This is a genomic window from Streptomyces venezuelae ATCC 10712, from assembly GCF_008639165.1.
GTDB lineage: Bacteria > Actinomycetota > Actinomycetes > Streptomycetales > Streptomycetaceae > Streptomyces > Streptomyces venezuelae.
The window spans coordinates 5,783,457-5,802,110 of the sequence record NZ_CP029197.1 but is presented as its reverse complement, the minus strand read 5'-3'; the positions used below and the strand labels follow the sequence as shown (position 1 = coordinate 5,802,110).

The 18,654-nt window shown below is 73.5% G+C and carries 16 protein-coding genes; 4 read left to right on the top strand and 12 right to left on the bottom strand.

Going from position 1 to position 18,654, the window contains the following annotated elements; genetic code table 11:
• Positions 1-25: 25 nt before the first annotated feature.
• From DEJ43_RS26915 to rimP, 8 genes are all read right to left on the bottom strand, one after another.
• A complete protein-coding gene (locus DEJ43_RS26915; protein ID WP_015036546.1) occupies positions 26-3,754 on the bottom strand; it encodes a S1 family peptidase in 3,729 nt (1,242 codons plus the stop codon).
• 193 nt (positions 3,755-3,947) lie between these two features.
• Entirely contained in the window at positions 3,948-4,847 is a 900-nt protein-coding gene (gene truB / locus DEJ43_RS26910; protein ID WP_015036545.1) for a tRNA pseudouridine(55) synthase TruB, read from the bottom strand.
• The gene (gene rbfA / locus DEJ43_RS26905; protein ID WP_015036544.1) at positions 4,844-5,284 is read right to left on the bottom strand and encodes a 30S ribosome-binding factor RbfA; all 441 of its coding nucleotides are present in this window, start codon (positions 5,282-5,284) and stop codon (positions 4,844-4,846) included. Before rbfA ends, truB begins: the two co-directional genes overlap by 4 nt.
• A 30-nt stretch (positions 5,285-5,314) precedes the next feature.
• Complete coding sequence (locus tag DEJ43_RS26900; protein ID WP_015036543.1) at positions 5,315-5,608, bottom strand: DUF503 domain-containing protein; 294 nt, start codon at positions 5,606-5,608, stop codon at positions 5,315-5,317.
• A gap of 171 nt (positions 5,609-5,779) precedes the next feature.
• Positions 5,780-8,878: a translation initiation factor IF-2 gene (gene infB, locus DEJ43_RS26895; protein ID WP_071891528.1), complete on the bottom strand. Its 3,099-nt coding sequence runs from the start codon at positions 8,876-8,878 to the stop codon at positions 5,780-5,782.
• Between the two features lie 150 nt (positions 8,879-9,028).
• Positions 9,029-9,310 (bottom strand): YlxR family protein, encoded by a 282-nt coding sequence (locus DEJ43_RS26890; RefSeq protein WP_071891525.1) that lies wholly within the window; start codon positions 9,308-9,310, stop codon positions 9,029-9,031.
• 74 nt (positions 9,311-9,384) lie between these two features.
• Entirely contained in the window at positions 9,385-10,380 is a 996-nt protein-coding gene (nusA, locus tag DEJ43_RS26885; RefSeq protein ID WP_015036541.1) for a transcription termination factor NusA, read from the bottom strand.
• A 2-nt stretch (positions 10,381-10,382) separates the two neighbouring features.
• Positions 10,383-10,889, bottom strand: coding sequence for a ribosome maturation factor RimP (gene rimP, locus DEJ43_RS26880; RefSeq protein WP_015036540.1), 507 nt, complete (start codon positions 10,887-10,889; stop codon positions 10,383-10,385).
• Positions 10,890-11,067: 178 nt separating this feature from the next.
• On the opposite strand from rimP, the gene DEJ43_RS26875 reads away from it, so the two are divergent.
• Genes DEJ43_RS26875 through DEJ43_RS26860 form a run of 4 tightly spaced genes read left to right on the top strand, consistent with a single transcriptional unit; the run spans position 11,068 to position 13,999 of the window.
• On the top strand, positions 11,068-11,652 hold the full coding sequence (locus tag DEJ43_RS26875) for a hypothetical protein (RefSeq protein WP_015036539.1): 585 nt from the start codon (positions 11,068-11,070) through the stop codon (positions 11,650-11,652).
• Positions 11,649-12,065, top strand: a complete 417-nt coding sequence (locus tag DEJ43_RS26870) for a DUF4439 domain-containing protein (RefSeq protein WP_015036538.1) — start codon at positions 11,649-11,651, stop codon at positions 12,063-12,065. Before DEJ43_RS26875 ends, DEJ43_RS26870 begins: the two co-directional genes overlap by 4 nt.
• A 46-nt stretch (positions 12,066-12,111) precedes the next feature.
• Positions 12,112-13,011 carry an aminoglycoside phosphotransferase family protein gene (locus DEJ43_RS26865; RefSeq protein ID WP_015036537.1) on the top strand — a complete coding sequence of 300 codons (900 nt, stop codon included), beginning with the start codon at positions 12,112-12,114 and terminating at the stop codon, positions 13,009-13,011.
• A 46-nt stretch (positions 13,012-13,057) separates the two neighbouring features.
• Positions 13,058-13,999 carry a slipin family protein gene (locus tag DEJ43_RS26860; RefSeq protein ID WP_041662923.1) on the top strand — a complete coding sequence of 314 codons (942 nt, stop codon included), beginning with the start codon at positions 13,058-13,060 and terminating at the stop codon, positions 13,997-13,999.
• Between the two features lie 154 nt (positions 14,000-14,153).
• On the opposite strand, the gene DEJ43_RS26855 is transcribed toward DEJ43_RS26860, so the two are convergent.
• The 4 genes from DEJ43_RS26855 to ispG all read right to left on the bottom strand — a co-directional run bounded on the left by DEJ43_RS26855 (position 14,154) and on the right by ispG (position 18,625).
• Positions 14,154-15,854: a proline--tRNA ligase gene (locus tag DEJ43_RS26855; RefSeq protein ID WP_015036535.1), complete on the bottom strand. Its 1,701-nt coding sequence runs from the start codon at positions 15,852-15,854 to the stop codon at positions 14,154-14,156.
• Between the two features lie 69 nt (positions 15,855-15,923).
• Positions 15,924-16,469 (bottom strand): GNAT family N-acetyltransferase, encoded by a 546-nt coding sequence (locus tag DEJ43_RS26850; protein WP_015036534.1) that lies wholly within the window; start codon positions 16,467-16,469, stop codon positions 15,924-15,926.
• 29 nt (positions 16,470-16,498) lie between these two features.
• Positions 16,499-17,344 (bottom strand): GNAT family N-acetyltransferase, encoded by an 846-nt coding sequence (locus tag DEJ43_RS26845; protein WP_015036533.1) that lies wholly within the window; start codon positions 17,342-17,344, stop codon positions 16,499-16,501.
• A 123-nt stretch (positions 17,345-17,467) separates the two neighbouring features.
• Complete coding sequence (gene ispG / locus DEJ43_RS26840) at positions 17,468-18,625, bottom strand: flavodoxin-dependent (E)-4-hydroxy-3-methylbut-2-enyl-diphosphate synthase (RefSeq protein ID WP_015036532.1); 1,158 nt, start codon at positions 18,623-18,625, stop codon at positions 17,468-17,470.
• Positions 18,626-18,654 lie beyond the last annotated feature (29 nt).

Sequence of the window (18,654 nt, the reverse complement as noted above, 5' to 3'; positions counted from 1 at the left end):
CGCTCCTCGTCCGCCTGTTCGCCGATTACGCAGGTCTAAGACTGCCATGCCCGGGGCCGTCGGTTCGCATCGGCATGGAAGTGCCGTGACTCCGCAGGGCCCGGAGGGCGTCGGGGCCGAGCAGCGGCGCCCAGGTGACGGGGTCGTCGACCGTCCACCGGGCCAGCAGCGTGGCGAACGCGGGCCGGTCGCGGACGTGTCCGGCGAGGGCCGGGTCGAACCGTCCGGCGCCCTCGGGGGTACGGCACCACAGGGCGCCCACCCGTCGGGCGAGGTCCCGGGTGCGCGGCTCGCTGCGGGCCTCCGCGCCCTGTGCCGCGGCCGCCAGGAGGGCGTCCAGGACGGTGTACTCCCCCGCCTCCGCCTCGTACCGCTCGTGTTCCAGGAGTACGTCGAGGAGTTCGGCCCGCAGATGGCGGGAGGCTCCGCTGCCGGGGGCGGCGAGGATCGGGGCGAGGGCGCGGCGGACCGGCGCGGGGCGGCCCCGGATCAGCCCGGTGACCAGGGGGAAGAGCACGGTCCTCGCCGCGGGGCCGTCCTCGAACCGGCGGTCGACGAAGGCGGCCACGTGTGCGGCGCCCTCGGGGTGGCGGGCGACGTACTCGCGGACGAGGGAGGCGACCCGGCGGGCGAGGGCGGGCGTGTCGATCTCGGCGAGGGCGCGCAGGGCCTCGGCCGGTTCCGGACCGGCGCCCCGCAGCCGGGCCCCGAAGGCGGCGAGCACCGGCCCGGGCTCGGCGGCCAGGGCCTCGGCGAGGGCGTCGGCGGGTACGCGCGGCTCGGCCAGGGCGCGGGGCAGGTGCCGGGACCGGGTGTGCGGGTCGCGGATCAGCAGACCGAGGGCGGTGCCGTGCAGGGCGCGGTCGCCGGGGCGGGCGAGGAGGGCGAGGGCGGCGTAGCGGAGGAGTTCGCGGTCGGCGGCGGCGGTGGCGTGCCGGGCGACCAGCTGCCCGTACGCGCCGGCGGCGACGCGCCGCTCCGGGCGCCCGTCGTCGTGGGCCCAGCGGTCGACGGCCCGGCAGACGGCGGCCGGCTCGTCCTCGGCGAGGGCGGCGAGCAGGCCGTCGGCGAGCGGGTGGGCGGTGGTGACCAGCGCCTCGCAGAGGTCGTCGACGGCGAGCGCCCGATGGGTGTGCAGCAGGGTCTGGGCGGCGGTGGCGACGGTGGCGTGCGGGGCGGCGGGGAGGGGGCGTTCGTCGCCGAACCAGCGGCAGAGGAGCGGCTGCACGCCCCGGGGGTCGGCGGTGAGCATCCCGGCGACGGCGTCGAGCGCCCGCTCCCCGTCGTCGGCGTCGCCGGGGGGCGGGTCGGCGGGCACGAGCCGCCGCAGCAGGTCGATCCGCTCGTCCTCCCCGAGCGGCAGGCCGAGCCAGAACCCGGGTCCGAACGCGGCGAAGACGGGGTGCCGCGCGGCCCGGTCGCCGATCCGGTCGGCGAGCAGCCGCAGCACGGGCAGGTACGGCCGGGGGTCGGGGACCCGCCGCACGCTCTCCCGGAGCAGCCGGGCGGCCCACCACGGCCCGTCGCCGCGGGCGTCGCCCTCCTGCCCGGCGAACCGGACGAGGGCCTCGACGAGTCCGACGAGCCGGGGCGAGAGCGCGGCGGGACCGCGCTCCCGGTGCACCAGGAGAAGCGCCTGGAGCACGGGCCCGATGCGATGCCGGGGCACGGGCAGCCGGTCCCCGGCCTCACCGGCGGCCCCGGCACCGGCCGGGTGGGGGGCGGCGGCCGGACAGGGGGCCGCGCCCTGACGCCGCACGGAGGACCCGCCAGGCGGAACGGCGGCGTCCGGGGCCACGGCCCCGCTCGGCGGGGCGGGCTCGGGCGGGCCCGCCGTCGGTCCGGTCGGCGGGGCGGGCGCACCCGGGGCCACGGCCCCGCTCGGCGGGGCGGGCTCGGGCGGGCCCGCCGTCGGTCCGGTCGGCGTGGCGGGGCGCTGGTGGGGGATGCCGGTGCGGGCGGCCCCGGCGGGTGCGGTGGGCTCCGGCAGCTCGTGGTGCTGGTGGACCAGGGAGCGCAGGGCTCCGTCCACGTCCAGGTGGGCCGCCTGGATCCAGTCGCCGAGTTCCTCGTGGGCGAAGCGGTAGCCGGAGCCCGCCGGGACCAGGAGGCCCTCGGTGAGGACGGCCGAGGCCCAGCCCTCCCGCCAGGGGAACAGCTCCTCGAAGGAGGCGCGGTCGAGGACCCCGTGGCCGGGTCCGAGGCACCGGCGGGCCGCCTCGTGGGCCTGGCCGGTCACGCGCGCGGCGAGGCGGCGTACGGCGGTGCCGCCGGGCAGCGGGCGGGACCCCGCGGCGATCCGGACGGCGATCCGCAGGCACATCAGGTCCAGGTAGGCGGTGAAGATCTCCTCGCGGCCCGGCCGCCCGGCCACCTCCGCGGGCAGCGCGGCCCGCACCTCGGCGAGCAGCCGCAGGGCCAGCGGGTGGCGGGCGTCGGCCTCGGCGAGGTCGGTGTCCGCGAGCCCGTACCCCTGGCGTACGGCCTCGGCCTCCGCCGCCGCGTAGGGCCCGAGGACGAGGGCGGCGGGCAGTCCGTCCCGGGGGCCGGCGGCCGGCCGGTGCAGGGCGCCGGGGCGGTAGAGCGCGCCCGCGAGTTCCCAGTGCTCGGGGCGGCAGGCCGTGACGAGGTGGGTGTGGTGGGCGCGCAGCCAGTCCTCGGTGGCCGCCGTCCAGTCGGCGAGCCGGTGGGCGAGGAGCGGGGGCATCTCCTCGGGGCCGTCGAGGACGACGAGCAGCGGCCGGCCCGCCCGGTGGGCGAGGGCGGCGGCCGTCTCGGGGGTGGCCGCGGTGGTGTCGCCGAGCGCCCCGGAGGCCGCGACGATCCGGCCGGCCTGGTGCAGGGCGCGGCCGACGGCGTCGGCGAGCGAGCGGTCCTCCGCGCGCAGGTCGGCGCCGCGCAGCCGGACGGTGGGGGCGGGTGCGACGCCCCGGGCGCGGCGGGCGCAGAGGGCGTCGAGGGCGGTGGTGCGGCCGCTGCCGGGGGCGCCGACGAGGGCGAACACCGGGGTGTCCGCGGCGGTGAAGCGGGTCAACTCCCGGGTGCACTCGGGGCGTTCGACGGGCTCGGGCCAGGGGTCGGGGTCCCGTACGGGGCCGGTGGAGGTGGCGGTGAGCTCCAGGATCGCGGCGAGGTTGAGGTCGGGGCCGTAGGCGGGGACGGTGGCCGCGTTGCGCCGTAGGAGGGCGGTGAGCGGGCCTTCGGGCCGGAGCGGTACGGCGTATCCGGCGGCCTGGCGCTCGCCGTGCAGGGCGGTGCCGAGGACGGCGAGGACGGTGCCGGTGGCGGTGTCGAGGACGGGGCCGCCGGCGGCCTGTCCGCCGAGGCGGAGGGCTTCGGCGCCCTCGGTGCCGATGGCGAGTTCGAGGGCGTCGGGGAGGGTGTGGAAGCGGTCGGTGGCGGTGTACGTGACGGCGGCGGGGCCGAGGACCCGGGCCTCGCGCCAGCCGTCGGCCGCGATCCGTACGTACGTGCCGGGTTCGATCTCGGTGCGGGTGGCGAGCGGCAGCGGCCGGACGTCGAGCCCTTCGGTCCGTACGAGGGCGAGGCCGCGCTCCGGCAGGGGTGTGACGGCCTCGGCCTCGGCGAGCCAGGTCCGCTCGCCGGGGGCGTGCAGGACGACGCGGCTGAGCCCGTCGACGGCTTCGTGACTGGTGACGACCGTCCCGTGGTGGTCGGCGAGGAATCCTGTGCCGCGAGGCCGGCCCGCCAGATCGCAGATCCGTACCAGCGTCGCCAGGTCCCCGCGTCCCATGGGTCGACGGTAGGTCGCCGGTGATCACACGGATGACCACAGGAGTCGAACGCGCCCCCTGGCACTCCCCCCTTCACTCCGAGCGCCTCCCCGATGGGGTGATTCTCCGGCGTTCCACCGGACAGGCTCTCGCCGGGGGGAAACAAGAAGGGCGGGCACGCGCGCGTGCCCGCCCTTCTGTGTACCGGTCCGCTCAGCCGAAGACGGCCAGGCTCTTCGCCTTGCCCCGCTGGTCCTCCACGAGGGCGAGCAGCTTCCCCTCGGGTCCGAAGACCGCGACGGGGCCCGCCGGATAGGTCGGCATCTCCAGGCGGACGCCGTTGAGCAGCAGCTTGGCGCGCTTCTCGTCGACGTCCCACCGGGGGAAGGCCGCCGAGGCGGCGTCGGCCACCGGCATGACCGTGAGCTCCTCCTGGAGCTGGTCGAGCGTCTTCGCCGAGTCGAGCTTGTACGGGCCGACCCGGGTGCGGCGCAGCGCGGTCAGGTGCCCGCCCACGCCGAGTCCGGCGCCGAGGTCCCGGGCGAGCGCCCGGATGTACGTGCCGGAGGAGCAGACGACGGAGACGACCAGGTCGACGACGGGGGTGCCGTCCTCAGCGGTCGCCTCCCGCACGTCGTACACCTGGAAGGAGGAGACGGTCACCGGGCGGGCCGGGATCTCGAACTCCTCGCCGCCGCGCACGCGCGCGTAGGACCGCTTGCCGTCGATCTTGATCGCGGAGACCTTCGACGGCACCTGCATGATGGCGCCGGTCAGCTCGGCGACGCCCGCGTCGATGCCCTCGCGGGTCACCTTGGAGGCGTCGACGGAGGCCGTGATCTCGCCTTCGGCGTCGTCGGTGATCGTCGTCTGGCCCAGGCGGATGGTGCCCAGGTACTCCTTCTCGGTCAGCGCGAGGTGACCGAGGAGCTTGGTCGCCCGCTCCACGCCGAGGACGAGGACGCCCGTGGCCATGGGGTCGAGCGTGCCGGCGTGGCCCACCCGGCGGGTCTTCGCGATGCCCCGCATCTTGGCCACGACGTCGTGCGAGGTGAATCCCGACGGCTTGTCGACGATGACGAGGCCGTCGGGAGTCTGGCGTGCGTTGCTCATTCGGCGGCTTCGTCCTCGCCCGGCTTCTTGTAGGGGTCGGCGTCGCCCGCGAAGGACGCGCCCGAGGACGCCTCCCGCACCTGGGCGTCCGAGGCCCGCGCCTTGTCGAGGAGGTCCTCGATGGTCTTGGCGTTCTCCGGGAGGGCGTCGGCCACGAAGGACAGGGTCGGGGTGAACTTGGTCCCCGCCGCGCGGCCCACGGCCGAGCGGAGGATGCCCTTGGCGCTCTCCAGGCCGGCCGCGGCGCTCGCCCGCTCCTCGTCGTCGCCGTAGACCGTGTAGAAGACCGTGGCCTCCCGCAGGTCGCCGGTGACACGGGTGTCCGTGATGGTCACGTGCGTGCCCAGGCGGGGGTCCTTGATGCCGCGCTGCAGCTTCTCGGCGACCACCTCCCGGATGAGGTCTGCCAGCTTCTTCGCCCGCGCGTTGTCGGCCACTGGTCCTTCTCCTTCTTTGCCTTGCTCACATCAGTCTTCATCAGTGTGGAGCCTGCGGCGCACCGACAGCAGCTCCACCTCGGGGCGGGCGGCGACGAGCCGCTCGCACCGGTCCAGTACGTCGCTCAGGTGTCCCGTGTCCCCCGACACCATCGCGACGCCGATCTCGGCCCGTCGATGGAGGTTCTGGGCGCTGACCTCCGCCACGCTCACCGCGAATTTCCGCTGGAGCTCGGCGACGATCGGCTTGACGACGGAGCGTTTCTCCTTCAGCGAACGTACGTCGCCGAGGAGCAGATCGAAGGACAGTGTCCCCACATACATGGATGTCCGGATGTCCCGCCGGTTCGGGTTCGGTGTGCCCGCCGACCACTCGGCGGGGACACCCGAAACCGTACACGCAACGGCCGGGGCCGATCGACGGAATACTTTCCGCCGACCGGCCCCGGCTCAGTGCTGCGATCGGATCGGCCGGATCGCTCCGGCCGGCCGCGATCAGGCGCGCGGCTTCTCGCGCATCTCGTACGTCGCGATGACGTCGTCGATCTTGATGTCGTTGAAGTTTCCGAGGTTGATACCGCCCTCGAAGCCTTCGCGGATCTCGGTGACGTCGTCCTTGAAGCGGCGCAGACCGTGGATCGTGAGGTCCTCGGCGATGACCTTGCCGTCGCGGACGAGGCGCGCCTTGGTGTTGCGCTTGACCTCGCCGGAGCGGATGAGGACACCGGCGATGTTGCCCAGCTTGGACGAGCGGAAGACCTCGCGGATCTCCGCCGTACCGAGCTCGACCTCTTCGTACTCCGGCTTGAGGAGGCCCTTGAGCGCCGCCTCGATCTCCTCGATCGCCTGGTAGATGACCGAGTAGTACCGGACGTCGACGCCCTCGCGCTCCGCCATCTGCGCGGCACGGCCGGCCGCACGGACGTTGTAGCCGATGACGATGGCGTCGGAGCCCATGGCCAGGTCGATGTCCGACTCGGTGACCGCACCCACACCGCGGTGCAGGACGCGGATGTCGACCTCTTCGCCGACGTCGAGCTGGAGCAGCGAAGCCTCGAGGGCCTCGACCGCACCGGACGCGTCGCCCTTGATGATGAGGTTGAGTTCCTGGACGAGACCGGCCTTGAGCACCTTGTCGAGGTCCTCGAGGGACACCCGGCGGACGCGCTTGGCGAAGGCGGCGTTGCGCTCACGCGCGGCGCGCTTCTCGGCGATCTGACGGGCCGTACGGTCCTCGTCGACAACCAGGAGGTTGTCGCCGGCACCCGGGACGTTGGTGAGACCCAGGACCAGGACGGGAGTCGACGGGGTCGCCTCCTCGACGTTGTTGCCCTTGTCGTCGAGCATCGCCCGGACGCGGCCGTACGCGTCGCCGACCACCACGGTGTCGCCGATGCGCAGCGTTCCGCGCTGGACCAGGACGGTCGAGACGGCGCCGCGACCACGGTCGAGGTGCGACTCGATCGCGATGCCCTGCGCGTCCTGGTTCGGGTTGGCCCGCAGGTCGAGCGAGGCGTCGGCGGTCAGGATGACCGCCTCGAGGAGCGAGTCGATGTGCAGACCCTGCTTGGCGGAGATGTCGACGAACATCGTGTCGCCGCCGTACTCCTCGGCCACCAGACCGAACTCGGTCAGCTGACCGCGGACCTTGGTCGGGTCGGCACCCTCGACGTCGATCTTGTTGACCGCGACGACGATCGGGACGCCGGCGGCCTTGGCGTGGTTGAGCGCCTCGATCGTCTGCGGCATGACGCCGTCGTTGGCCGCGACCACGAGGATCGCGATGTCGGTCGACTTCGCACCACGGGCACGCATGGCGGTGAACGCCTCGTGACCCGGGGTGTCGATGAAGGTGATGCGACGCTCTTCGCCGTTGACCTCGGTGCCCACCTGGTAGGCCCCGATGTGCTGGGTGATGCCACCGGCCTCGCCCGCGACGACGTTCGTCTTGCGGATCGCGTCGAGCAGTCGGGTCTTACCGTGGTCGACGTGACCCATGACGGTGACGACCGGCGGACGGGAGACCAGGGCCTCTTCGCCGCCCTCGTCCTCGCCGAACTCGATGTCGAAGGACTCGAGCAGCTCGCGGTCCTCCTCCTCGGGGGAGACGATCTGAACCTGGTAGTTCATCTCGTCGCCGAGCATCTGGAGCGTGTCGTCGGACACGGACTGCGTGGCCGTGACCATCTCACCGAGGTTCATCATCACCGCGACGAGCGACGCCGGGTTGGCGCCGATCTTCTCGGCGAAGTCGGTGAGGGAGGCACCGCGGGACAGGCGAATGGTCTCGCCGGAACCGCGCGGCAGCATCACGCCGCCCACGGACGGGGCCTGCATGGCCTCGTACTCCTGGCGCCTCTGACGCTTCGACTTGCGACCGCGACGCGCGGGACCGCCGGGGCGACCGAAGGCGCCCTGCGTGCCACCACGGCCACCCGGACCGCCGGGACGGCCACCGAAGCCACCGGGACGACCGCCGAAGCCGCCGCCACCGCCGCCGGGACCACCCGGGCGACCGCCGCCGCCACCGGGACCACCGGGACGGCCGGCGAAGCCGCCGCCGCCACCGCCGGGACCGGCCGGACGACCGGCGAAGCCGGGACGACCGCCGCCGCCACCGCCGGGACCACCCGGACGGCCGCCGGGGCCACCGGGACCACGGCCACCGCCGCCGGGACCGGGACGCGGGCCGGCAGCGGGACGCTGCGGCATCATGCCCGGGTTCGGACGGTTACCGCCGGGCGCGCCGCCCGGACGGGGAGCCTGCGGGCGAGGCATGCCACCGGGGGTCGGACGGGCGCCGCCCTGACCCTGGGGACGCGGGGCGCCACCGGGGCCGCCCTGCGGACGCGGGGCGCCCGGAACGGCACCGGGGCCGCCGGGACGGGGAGCGCCGCCACCCGGACGGGGCGTCTGCGGACGCGCCATGCCGGTGGAGCCACCCGAGGTGAAGGGGTTGTTGCCCGGACGGGGACCGGCCGGACGGGCACCGCCCGGACGCGGCGCGCCCTGACCCTGCGGACGCGGGGCACCCTGGCCCTGCGGACGCGGCGCACCCTGGCCCGGACGGGCGGGGCGCTCGCCGGCGGGACGGGGTCCCGGGGTGGCGCCACCAGGGCGCTGACCGGCGGCCGGAGCCGACGGGGGCGCGGTGAACTCGGGGGCGGCCGGGGCCGGCGTGGCCGGCTTGGGCGCGGGCTTCGGGCCCGGGCGGGGGCCCGAGGCGGCCGGAGCCGGAGAGGGGGTGCTGCTCGCGGGCGCGGCCGGGGTGACCGGAGCCGGCGCCGCGGGCGCGGCGGGGGCCGGCTTGGGGGCCGGGGCGCCGGGCTTGGGAGCAGCGGGACGTGCCGCGGCGGCCGGAGACGGCGCCGCGGGGGAGGGCGCCGCCTTGCGGGGCGCGCCAGGCTTGGCAGCGGTCTTGCCGGCGTTGCCGCCGGGACCCTGCAAAGCGTCAGTCAACTTGCGCACGACCGGCGCCTCGATCGTCGAGGACGCCGAACGGACGAATTCACCGAGTTCTTGGAGCTTGGCCATGACGACCTTGCTCTCCACACCGAACTCCTTGGCGAGTTCGTATACCCGGACCTTAGCCACTTTGCTCCTTTGTGAGGTCCGGTTACCGCCGGACCGTCGCTACTTCATGGGCGTACTCATCGCGTACTCATCGAGTGCTCATCGCAATCTCGACCTACTTCCAACTCGCGAGGTACCTGACCGCACGGTGTTCCGTGCCGTACTTCTTCTTCACTGCGGTGCCGACCGCTCGACGTGTCGGCGGAGTTCCGCGGTGTCGAGCGGGCCCTGGGCCTTGAAGGCCCTCGGGAACGCTCGGCGGCGGACCGCCAGGTCGAGACAAGCCACGGCGGGGTGCAGGTACGCACCCCGGCCGGGCAGCGTACCGCGATGATCAGGAACGCACTCGTCCTTGGTCACCACGATCCGCAGTAGATCGCTCTTGGCCGCTCGCACCCGGCACCCCACACAGGTTCGCTCAGGGCACGCGCGGGCATGCGTCCGGCCAGACACGATTAAGTCTACCTCCCCGTACCGACCTCACCTGTTTGGGGCAAGAATCGAACAGTTGTTGGCCAAAAACGGTCTCAGTCCTGCGGACCGCTCGGCTCCGTGTCCGGACGGATGTCGATCCGCCAGCCGGTGAGGCGCGCGGCGAGGCGGGCGTTCTGGCCCTCCTTGCCGATCGCGAGCGACAGCTGGTAGTCCGGCACGGTCACCCGGGCCGAACGGGCCGCCATGTCGACGACCTCGACCTTCGACACCCGGGCCGGGGAGAGCGCGTTCGCCACCATCTCGGCCGGGTCGTCCGACCAGTCGACGATGTCGATCTTCTCGCCGAGCAGCTCCGCCATCACGTTGCGGACGCGGCTGCCCATCGGGCCGATGCAGGCGCCCTTGGGGTTCAGGCCCGAACGGGTGGAACGGACGGCGATCTTGGTCCGGTGGCCGGCCTCACGGGCGATCGCCGCGATCTCGACCGAACCGTCGGCGATCTCCGGCACCTCGAGGGCGAACAGCTTCTTCACCAGATTGGGGTGGGTACGCGAAAGGGTGACGGACGGACCGCGGACGCCCTTCGCCACCCGGACGACGTACGTCCGCAGCCGCAGACCGTGCGAGTACTCCTCGCCCGGCACCTGCTCCTGCACCGGAAGGATGGCCTCCAGCTTGTCGTCCAGCTTGACGAGGACGTTCTTCGGGTCCTTGCCCTGCTGCACCACACCGGCGACGACATCGCCCTCACGGCGCGCGTACTCGCCGAACGTCACGTCGTTCTCGGCGTCGCGCAGCCGCTGCTGGATCACCTGGCGGGCGGTGCTCGCCGCGATCCGGCCGAAGTCCGACGGGGTGTCGTCGAAGTCCTTGGGCTCCTGACCCTCCTCCAGCTCGGAGGGGTCTTCCTTCGCCCACACCGTCACGTGACCGGTGACCCGGTCCAGCTCCACGCGCGCGTGGCGGCGGGCGTCGGGGGTGCGGTGGTACGCGATGAGGAGGGCCGACTCGATCGCCTCGACCAGCAGGTCGAAGGAGATCTCCTTCTCATGCGCCAAGCCCTTGAGCAGCTTCACGTCGATGTCCACGGCTACGCCTCCTCTTCCTTCTTGTCCTTGCGGTTGAACTCGATCTCGACACGCGCCTTGGCGACATCGGCGAACTCGACCCGGCGGGCGGTGGGCTTGCGCCCCTTCACGCCCGGCACCTCGAGGTCGAGGCCGTCCTCGTCCACGGCGACGATCCGCGCGACCAGCTCCTCGGCGGCGCCGTCGGAGGACAGCTGCAGTTTGACCAGACGGCCGGTGGCCCGCACGTAGTGGCGGTGCTGGGTCAGGGGGCGGTCGGCGCCGGGCGAGCTGACTTCGAGGACGTACTCGCCCTCGCCCATCGCGTCGGTCTCGTCGAGCTTCTCGGAGATCGCGCGGCTCAGCTCGGCACAGGCGTCCAGCTCCACGCCCTCGTCCGAGTCGACGACGATGCGCAGCAGCCCACGGCGGCCGGCCCGGGACACCTCGATCTCTTCCAGATCAAGGTTCTTCGCGGCGACGAGCGGCTCCACGAGTCCGCGCAGCCTGTCGCTCTGGGTGGTGCTCATCCGGGTGACTCCTCGGCCGCGTGTGCTGTTGTCGTTCGTCGCGTGTTCGTCGCGTGTCAGACCAAAGGGTATCCGGTCCCGGAGGGTGTTGCCGTCCACCGCCCCAGGGCCCGCGGGTACGCTCGCCTGCGGTGATCCCGACGATCTTCGACGACGTACCACGGCAGAGGGAGAGAGCGTGACGACGACGGGCAGGCGCGCACTCCTGACGGCGGGGGTCTCGGCCGCCGCCGCGGCGGCCCTGTCGGGCTGCACCTCCGAGGCCCCCGGCCCCCGCGCGCCCAGCGCCGCCGAACGCGAGGCCGAACGGGTGGCACGCGCCGAGGCGGCCCTGCGCCTGCGCTCGGTGACCACGTCACGGGCCCTGCTGGAACGTTACGACGCGACCCTCGCCGCCCACCCCGCGCTGGCCCCCCGGCTGGGCGCCCTGCGGTCCTCGGTGGCCGCGCACGCCAAGGCCCTCGGCGAGGGCGGCACGACCGTACGGCCCGCGACGGCCGGTCCGAACGCGACGGCCGCCCCGGCCTCGACCGCCGCTCCCACCGCGACCGCCGGGAAGGCCGGGCCCGCCCCGACCGCCGCCCCCGTCCCGGCCGACCCGCGGGCGGCACTCGGGGAACTCGCCGCCGCCGAACGCGCGGCCGCCGACGCCCACACCACCACCCTGCTCACCGCCCCGCCCGAGTACGCCCGGCTGCTCGCCTCCGTCGCCGCCGCCGGAGCCGCGCACGCCTACCTGCTGACCGAAGGAGCACCGGCATGAGCGCCCTCGACGCGACCCAGGCCGCGCTGGCCGCCGAGCACGCGGCGGTGTACGGGTACGGGGTCGTCGGCGGCCGCGTCGGCGCCGGGCGCCGGGCCGAGGCCACCGCCGCCTACGAGGCGCACCGGGCCCGCCGGGACGCGCTGCGCCGGACCGTACGCGACCTCGGCGGCACGCCCGTGGTGGCGGAGGCGGCGTACGCGCTGCCGTTCCGGGTCGCGGACCCGGCCGCGGCGGCGCGGCTCGCCGCCGTCCTGGAGGACCGGGTGGCCGGCGTCTACTCCGATCTCGTCCGGGCCGCCGAAGGCCCGCAGCGGCGCGAGGCGGCCGCCGCGCTGCGCGAGGCGGCGGTACGGGCCGTCCGCTGGCGCGGCAGCGACGTAACCTTTCCTGGGCTCGCCGAGCGGGTGTAGTCCCGCCCAGACCGAGTCCGGCCCCGACCGAAGGAACAACGTACGCATGGGTTTCGAACCGCCGCAGCGACTGATCAGGACGCTCGGTGAGACGTACGGGGACGCCGTGGCGGCCGAATGGCTCGGGACACTGCCCGGGCTCGCCGAGCAGGCGATCGACCACGCCTCCCTGGACGCCGAACGGGTGATGGCACCGGGCGGCCGGAGCAGCCTCGTCGTGCTCGTCCGGCGGTCCGACGGCTCCCCCGCCGCGCTCAAGATCGCGCCGCCGTTCACCCGGCCGGACCTGGAGCGGGACGCGCTCGCCCACTGGAACGGCTGGGGCGCGGTCCAGCTCCTCGACGAGGCCGCGGACGGCGCGCTCCTCCTCGAAAGGCTCCACCCCGAGGTCTCGCTGCGCTCCCTGCCGGAGGCCAAGGCGCTCCTGGAGGCCGCCGGGACCGTCCGCAGGCTGTGGGTCGAGCCGGCCGAGGGGCACGGCTTCGAGACGGTGGCGGAGCGGACCGGCCGGCAGGCCTCGGCGATGACCCCGCACCTGTCCGCGGCGGCGACCGCCGAGCTGACCACGGCGGCGCTCGCGGCGCGCGAGGAACTGGTGGCCGGGCCCTCGGAGGCCCTGCTGCTGCACGGCAACTTCCGGCAGGGCAAGGTGCTCGGCGGGGACCGGGCGCCCTGGCTGGCCGTCGGCCCCGAGCCGCTGGTCGGCGAGCGGGCCTACGACCTGGCCCGGCTCGTACGCGACCGGGTCGAGGACCTGGTCGCCGCCTCCTCCGGCGCCTCGGCCGCCCGGCGGCGGGTCAACAAACTGGCCGACTCCCTCGACCTGGACCGGGAGCGGCTGCGCGGCTGGACCCTCTTCCGCGCCGTCGAATCGGGCACCCGGGCACTGACCGCGGGGCGGCGGCAGGATGCCGAGCTGCTCCTGGAGTTCGCGAGCTGGCTGTAGGGGAATACCCTTTCTGTACCGTTCGGCTCGATTCCTGGGGGCCGTGATGATCGAAGAGCTGCTGATGGCGGCGGCCGGCGCGGGTGCGGCGGTCGCGGTGTACGCGGGCGTGGCGGCGCGGGTCGTGAAGCAGTACGAGCGCGGCGTCGTCTTCCGCTTCGGGCGGCTGCGCGACGAGGTGCGCACGCCCGGTTTCACGATGATCGTTCCCGGTGTGGACCGCCTCCACAAGGTGAACATGCAGATCGTCACGATGCCCGTGCCCGCGCAGGAGGGCATCACCCGGGACAACGTCACCGTGCGGGTCGACGCGGTCGTCTACTTCAAGGTCGTCGACGCGGCGGAGGCGCTGGTGAGGGTCGAGGACTACAAGTTCGCCGTCTCGCAGATGGCGCAGACCTCGCTGCGGTCGATCATCGGCAAGAGCGACCTCGACGACCTGCTGTCGAACCGGGAGAAGCTCAACCAGGGCCTGGAGCTGATGCTGGACTCGCCCGCGATCGGCTGGGGCGTGCAGATCGACCGGGTGGAGATCAAGGACGTCTCCCTGCCCGAGACGATGAAGCGGTCCATGGCCCGGCAGGCGGAGGCCGACCGGGAGCGCCGGGCGCGGGTGATCAACGCGGACGCGGAACTCCAGGCCTCGAAGAAGCTGGCGGAGGCCGCCCAGGCGATGTCCGGCCAGCCGGCCGCGCTGCAGCTGCGGCTGCTGCAGACGGTGGTGGCGGTGGCGGCCGAGAAGAACTCGACGCTGGTCCTGCCGTTCCCGGTGGAACTGCTGAGGTTCCTGGAACGCGCGACGCCGGGGCCGGAGGGACGGGACGCGGCGGCGGCCCAGGGTCAGGGCCAGGGCCAGGAGGCGACGCCGCCTCCGATCAGCTCGGCGTACCTGAAGGGCGCGGCGGACGCGGCGGCGGGGGTGGAGCCGGTGGAGGACCTGACGGGCGCCTCGGTCGAACCGGCCCCTCGGGAGGAGGGCTCCGGCTGAGGAGCGCGACGGGGCGCGGGGACGCGGAGACCACGACGGGCCGTGCGGACGCGAAGTCCGCGACGGGGCGCGGGGCGCGGGACCGTGGCGGCCACGACGGGCCGTGCGGCCGCGACGGGGCGCGGGGCCGCAACGGCCCCGCGCCCCATGCGTGTCACGCCGTCAGGCGGGTGAGGGCCTCTTCGACCGTCAGTTCCTCGCGGTCGCCGGTGCGGCGGTCCTTGAGTTCCACGATGCCCTCGCCCGAGCGGCGGCCCGCCACCAGGATCTTCGGGACGCCCATCAGCTCCGCGTCGGTGAACTTGACGCCCGGCGAGACGCCCGCGCGGTCGTCGACCAGGACCCGGAGGCCCGCCGCGGACAGCTTGTCGGAGACCTCGAGGGCCAGCTCGGTCTGCAGGGCCTTGCCGGCGGCGACGACGTGGACGTCGGCCGGGGCGACCTCGGCCGGCCAGCACAGCCCCTTCTCGTCGGCGGTCTGCTCGGCGAGCGCGGCGACGGCGCGCGAGACGCCGATGCCGTACGAGCCCATGGTCACGCGGACCGGCTTGCCGTTCTGGCCGAGGACGTCGAGCTTCAGCGCGTCGGCGTACTTGCGGCCGAGCTGGAAGATGTGGCCGATCTCGATGGCGCGGTCCAGCTTGAGGCCGGTGCCGCACTTGGGGCACGGGTCGCCCTCCTGGACGACGACGACGTCGACGTACTCCTCGACCTCGAAGTCACGGCCCGCGACGACGTTCTTCGCGTGCATGCCGTCCTTGTTGGCACCCGTGATCCACGCCGTGCCGGGCGCCACGCGCGGGTCGGCGATGTACGTGACCTTCTCCAGGCCCTGCGGGCCGACGTAGCCGCGTACCAGATCCGCCCGCGCGGCGAAGTCGGACTCGGTGACCATCTCGACGGTCGCCGGCGCGAAGTGCTCCTCGACCTTGCCCATGTCGACCTCGCGGTCGCCGGGGACGCCCACGGCGACGATCTCGCCGTCGACCTTCACCAGCAGGTTCTTCAGCGTGGCGGAGGCCGGGACGCCGAGGGAGGCGGCGAGGGTCTCGATGGTCGGGGTGTCGGGGGTCGGGATCTCCTCGGCGGCGGGGACGGCGGAGCCGTCGACCGGCTGGAGCTCGTAGGAGATCGCCTCGGTGTTCGCCGCGAAGTCGCAGTTCGGGCAGTCGGCGAAGGTGTCCTCGCCGGCCTCGGCCGGGGCGAGGAACTCCTCGGACTTCGAGCCGCCCATCGCGCCCGCGGTGGCGGCGACGATGCGGTAGTCGAGGCCGAGGCGCTCGAAGACCCGCTGGTAGGCCTGGCGGTGCAGGGCGTAGGACTGGGCGAGGCCCTCGTCCTCCGTGTCGAAGGAGTACGAGTCCTTCATGAGGAACTCGCGGCCGCGCAGGATGCCGGCGCGGGGGCGGGCCTCGTCACGGAACTTGTTCTGGATCTGGTAGAGGATGACCGGCAGGTCCTTGTACGACGAGCACTGGTCCTTGACGAGGAGGGTGAAGATCTCCTCGTGCGTCGGGCCCAGGAGGTAGTCGCCGCCCTTGCGGTCCTGGAGCCGGAACAGCTCGGCGCCGTACTCGTCCCAGCGGCCCGTCGCCTCGTACGGCTCGCGGGGCAGCAGGGCGGGGAGGGTGACCTCCTGCGCGCCGATCGCGTCCATCTCCTCGCGGACGATGCGCTCGATGTTGGAGAGGACCTTCTTGCCGAGGGGCAGCCAGCTCCAGATGCCGGCGGCGGTGCGGCGCACGTAACCGGCGCGGACGAGGAGCTTGTGGCTGAGGACCTCGGCGTCGGCCGGGTCGTCGCGCAGCGTCTTCGCCATCAACTGGGACATGCGCTGGACCGGTGCGTTGGCCATGGTTCTCGTACTCCTGCCGGGTAAGGATGATGGCCCCGAGATTAGCCGGGCCTCCCCGGGTCGGAGAAATCAGTTCCGGCGCTTGAGCGGCAGCGGGGCGCCCATCACCGCGTACGGGCGGGCGGCGCTCGGGAAGTGCACCTGGCGGGCGAGGTCCTCGTAGCCGAGGGAGCGGTAGAGGCCGCGGGCCGGGCTCTCGGTGTCGATGGCGGAGAGGATGGAGCGCGGCTCTTCGGCGGTGTCGGTGATGGTGGTGATGAGCTCGCGGCCCACGCCCCGGCCCTGGTGGGCGGGGTGGACGTGGAGTTCGGTGATGACGAAGGAGTCGTCGAGCCAGTCGGCGGTGCCGGTGGCGCGCAGGTACGTCTCGACGACGGTGGACCACCAGTGGGAGCGGTCGTTGGGCATCCCGTACACGAAGCCGACGAGCCGGCCGTCGCCGGTGGTGGCCCCGTAGGCGCGGGCGCCGGGGCTCATCAGGTGGCGCAGCACGATGTGGCGGCGTACGGCGATCTCGTCCTCGTCCAGGCCGAAGGCGACCGCCTGCACGGCGAGTGCCTCGTCGACCCGGGCGGCGAGGTTGACCGGCCCGATCATGACTTCCGCGTCATCCATGCGGCGCACCCTACAAGTTGGCCGGGGCGTCAGAACAGCACGCTCATGAAGGCGCCGGTCTCCTGGAAGCCGACGCGGCGGTACGAGGCCCGCGCGGGGGTGTTGTAGTCGTTCACGTACAGGCTGACGACGGGGGCGACGTCCGCCAGGGCGTACTGGAGGACGGCGGCCATGCCGGACTCGGAGAGGCCCTTGCCGCGGTGTTCGGGCGCGACCCAGACGCCCTGGATCTGGCAGGCCTGGCGGGTGGCGGCGCCGATCTCGGCCTTGAAGATCACCTTGCCGTCCTCGATGCGGGCGAAGGAGCGGCCGGAGCCGACGAGCTCGGCGACCCGGGCCTGGTAGAGCAGGCCGCCGTCGTTGGCGAGCGGGGAGATGCCGACCTCCTCGGTGAACATGGCCACGCAGGCGGGCATGATCACCTCCATCTCGTCCTTGCGGACGCGACGGACCAGCGGGTCGGGTGCGACGGTGCTGGAGGGCGCCTCGGCGACCATCAGCGGCTGGTGGGCGCGGACGTCCCTGGCGGGTCCCCAGCTGGGTTCGAGGAGCCGCCACAGTTCGGTGGTGGGCTCCGCGGGGCCGACGATCGAGGAGCAGCGGCGGCCGGTCCTGCGGGCCCGGTCGGCGAAGGCGCGGACGGCCTCGGGGGTGGCGCAGAGGGGGACGAGATTGGCGCCCGAGTAGCAGAGGGAGCGGAGCCGGCCCTCGCTGTACCAGCCCCACATCTCGCCGCCGAGCCGCCAGGGGTCGAGTCCGGCGACCTGGACGCGGGCGGTCACGAAGGCGTTCTCGACGGGGGCGCTCTCCAGGACGGCGAGTGCGGCGCCGAGATCGGCGGGTTCGAGGACCCGGGTGGCGGGTTGTGTCAACACGAGGGGGCCTCACCGGACGGTTCTAGGTGGTCTCCGCACTTTACCCTTCCCGCCTCCGGCGGGGCCCTCCGCGCACACGGAGCCCCCTCCTCCCCGGGGGGAGAAGGGGGCATCGGGACATTCTCAGCCCGCGACGGCGACCGACGGTTCGCCGCTGGCGACGCCGTCCTTCTCCATCTGCTCGGCGATCTTCAGAGCCTCTTCGATGAGGGTCTCGACGATCTTCGACTCGGGGACGGTCTTGATGACCTCGCCCTTGACGAAGATCTGGCCCTTGCCGTTGCCGGAGGCGACGCCGAGGTCGGCCTCGCGGGCCTCGCCCGGGCCGTTGACGACGCAGCCCATGACGGCCACGCGCAGCGGGACGGTCATGCCGTCGAGGCCGGCGGTGACCTCCTCCGCGAGCTTGTAGACGTCGACCTGGGCGCGGCCGCAGGACGGGCAGGAGACGATCTCCAGGCGGCGCTGGCGCAGGTTCAGCGACTCCAGGATCTGCATGCCGACCTTGATCTCCTCGGCCGGCGGCGCCGAGAGCGAGACGCGGATGGTGTCGCCGATGCCCTGGGACAGCAGCGCGCCGAAGGCGACCGCCGACTTGATGGTGCCCTGGAAGGCGGGGCCCGCCTCGGTGACGCCGAGGTGCAGCGGGTAGTCGCACTGGGCGGCGAGCTGGCGGTAGGCCTCGACCATGATGACCGGGTCGTTGTGCTTGACCGAGATCTTGATGTCGCGGAAGCCGTGCTCCTCGAAGAGGGACGCCTCCCACAGGGCGGACTCGACGAGCGCCTCGGGGGTGGCCCTGCCGTACTTCTTCAGGAGCCGCGCGTCGAGCGAACCGGCGTTGACGCCGATGCGGATCGGGGTGCGGGCGTCGGAGGCCGCCTTGGCGATCTCCTTGACCTTGTCGTCGAACTGCTTGATGTTGCCGGGGTTGACGCGGACCGCCGCGCAGCCGGCGTCGATCGCCGCGAAGACGTACTTCGGCTGGAAGTGGATGTCGGCGATCACCGGGATCTGCGACTTCTTCGCGATGACCGCGAGGGCGTCGGCGTCGTCCTGGGTGGGGCAGGCCACGCGCACGATCTGGCAGCCGGAGGCCGTCAGCTCGGCGATCTGCTGGAGCGTGGCGCCGATGTCGGACGTGCGGGTGGTCGTCATCGACTGCACGGAGACGGGTGCGTCACCGCCGACGGCCACGCTGCCGACCTGGATCTGGCGGCTCTTGCGCCGCTCGGCGAGCCGGGTCGGAACGGTCGGGATACCGAGAGAAATCGCGGTCATCTTTTGTGCAACCTCAAGGTTGTGCGTCG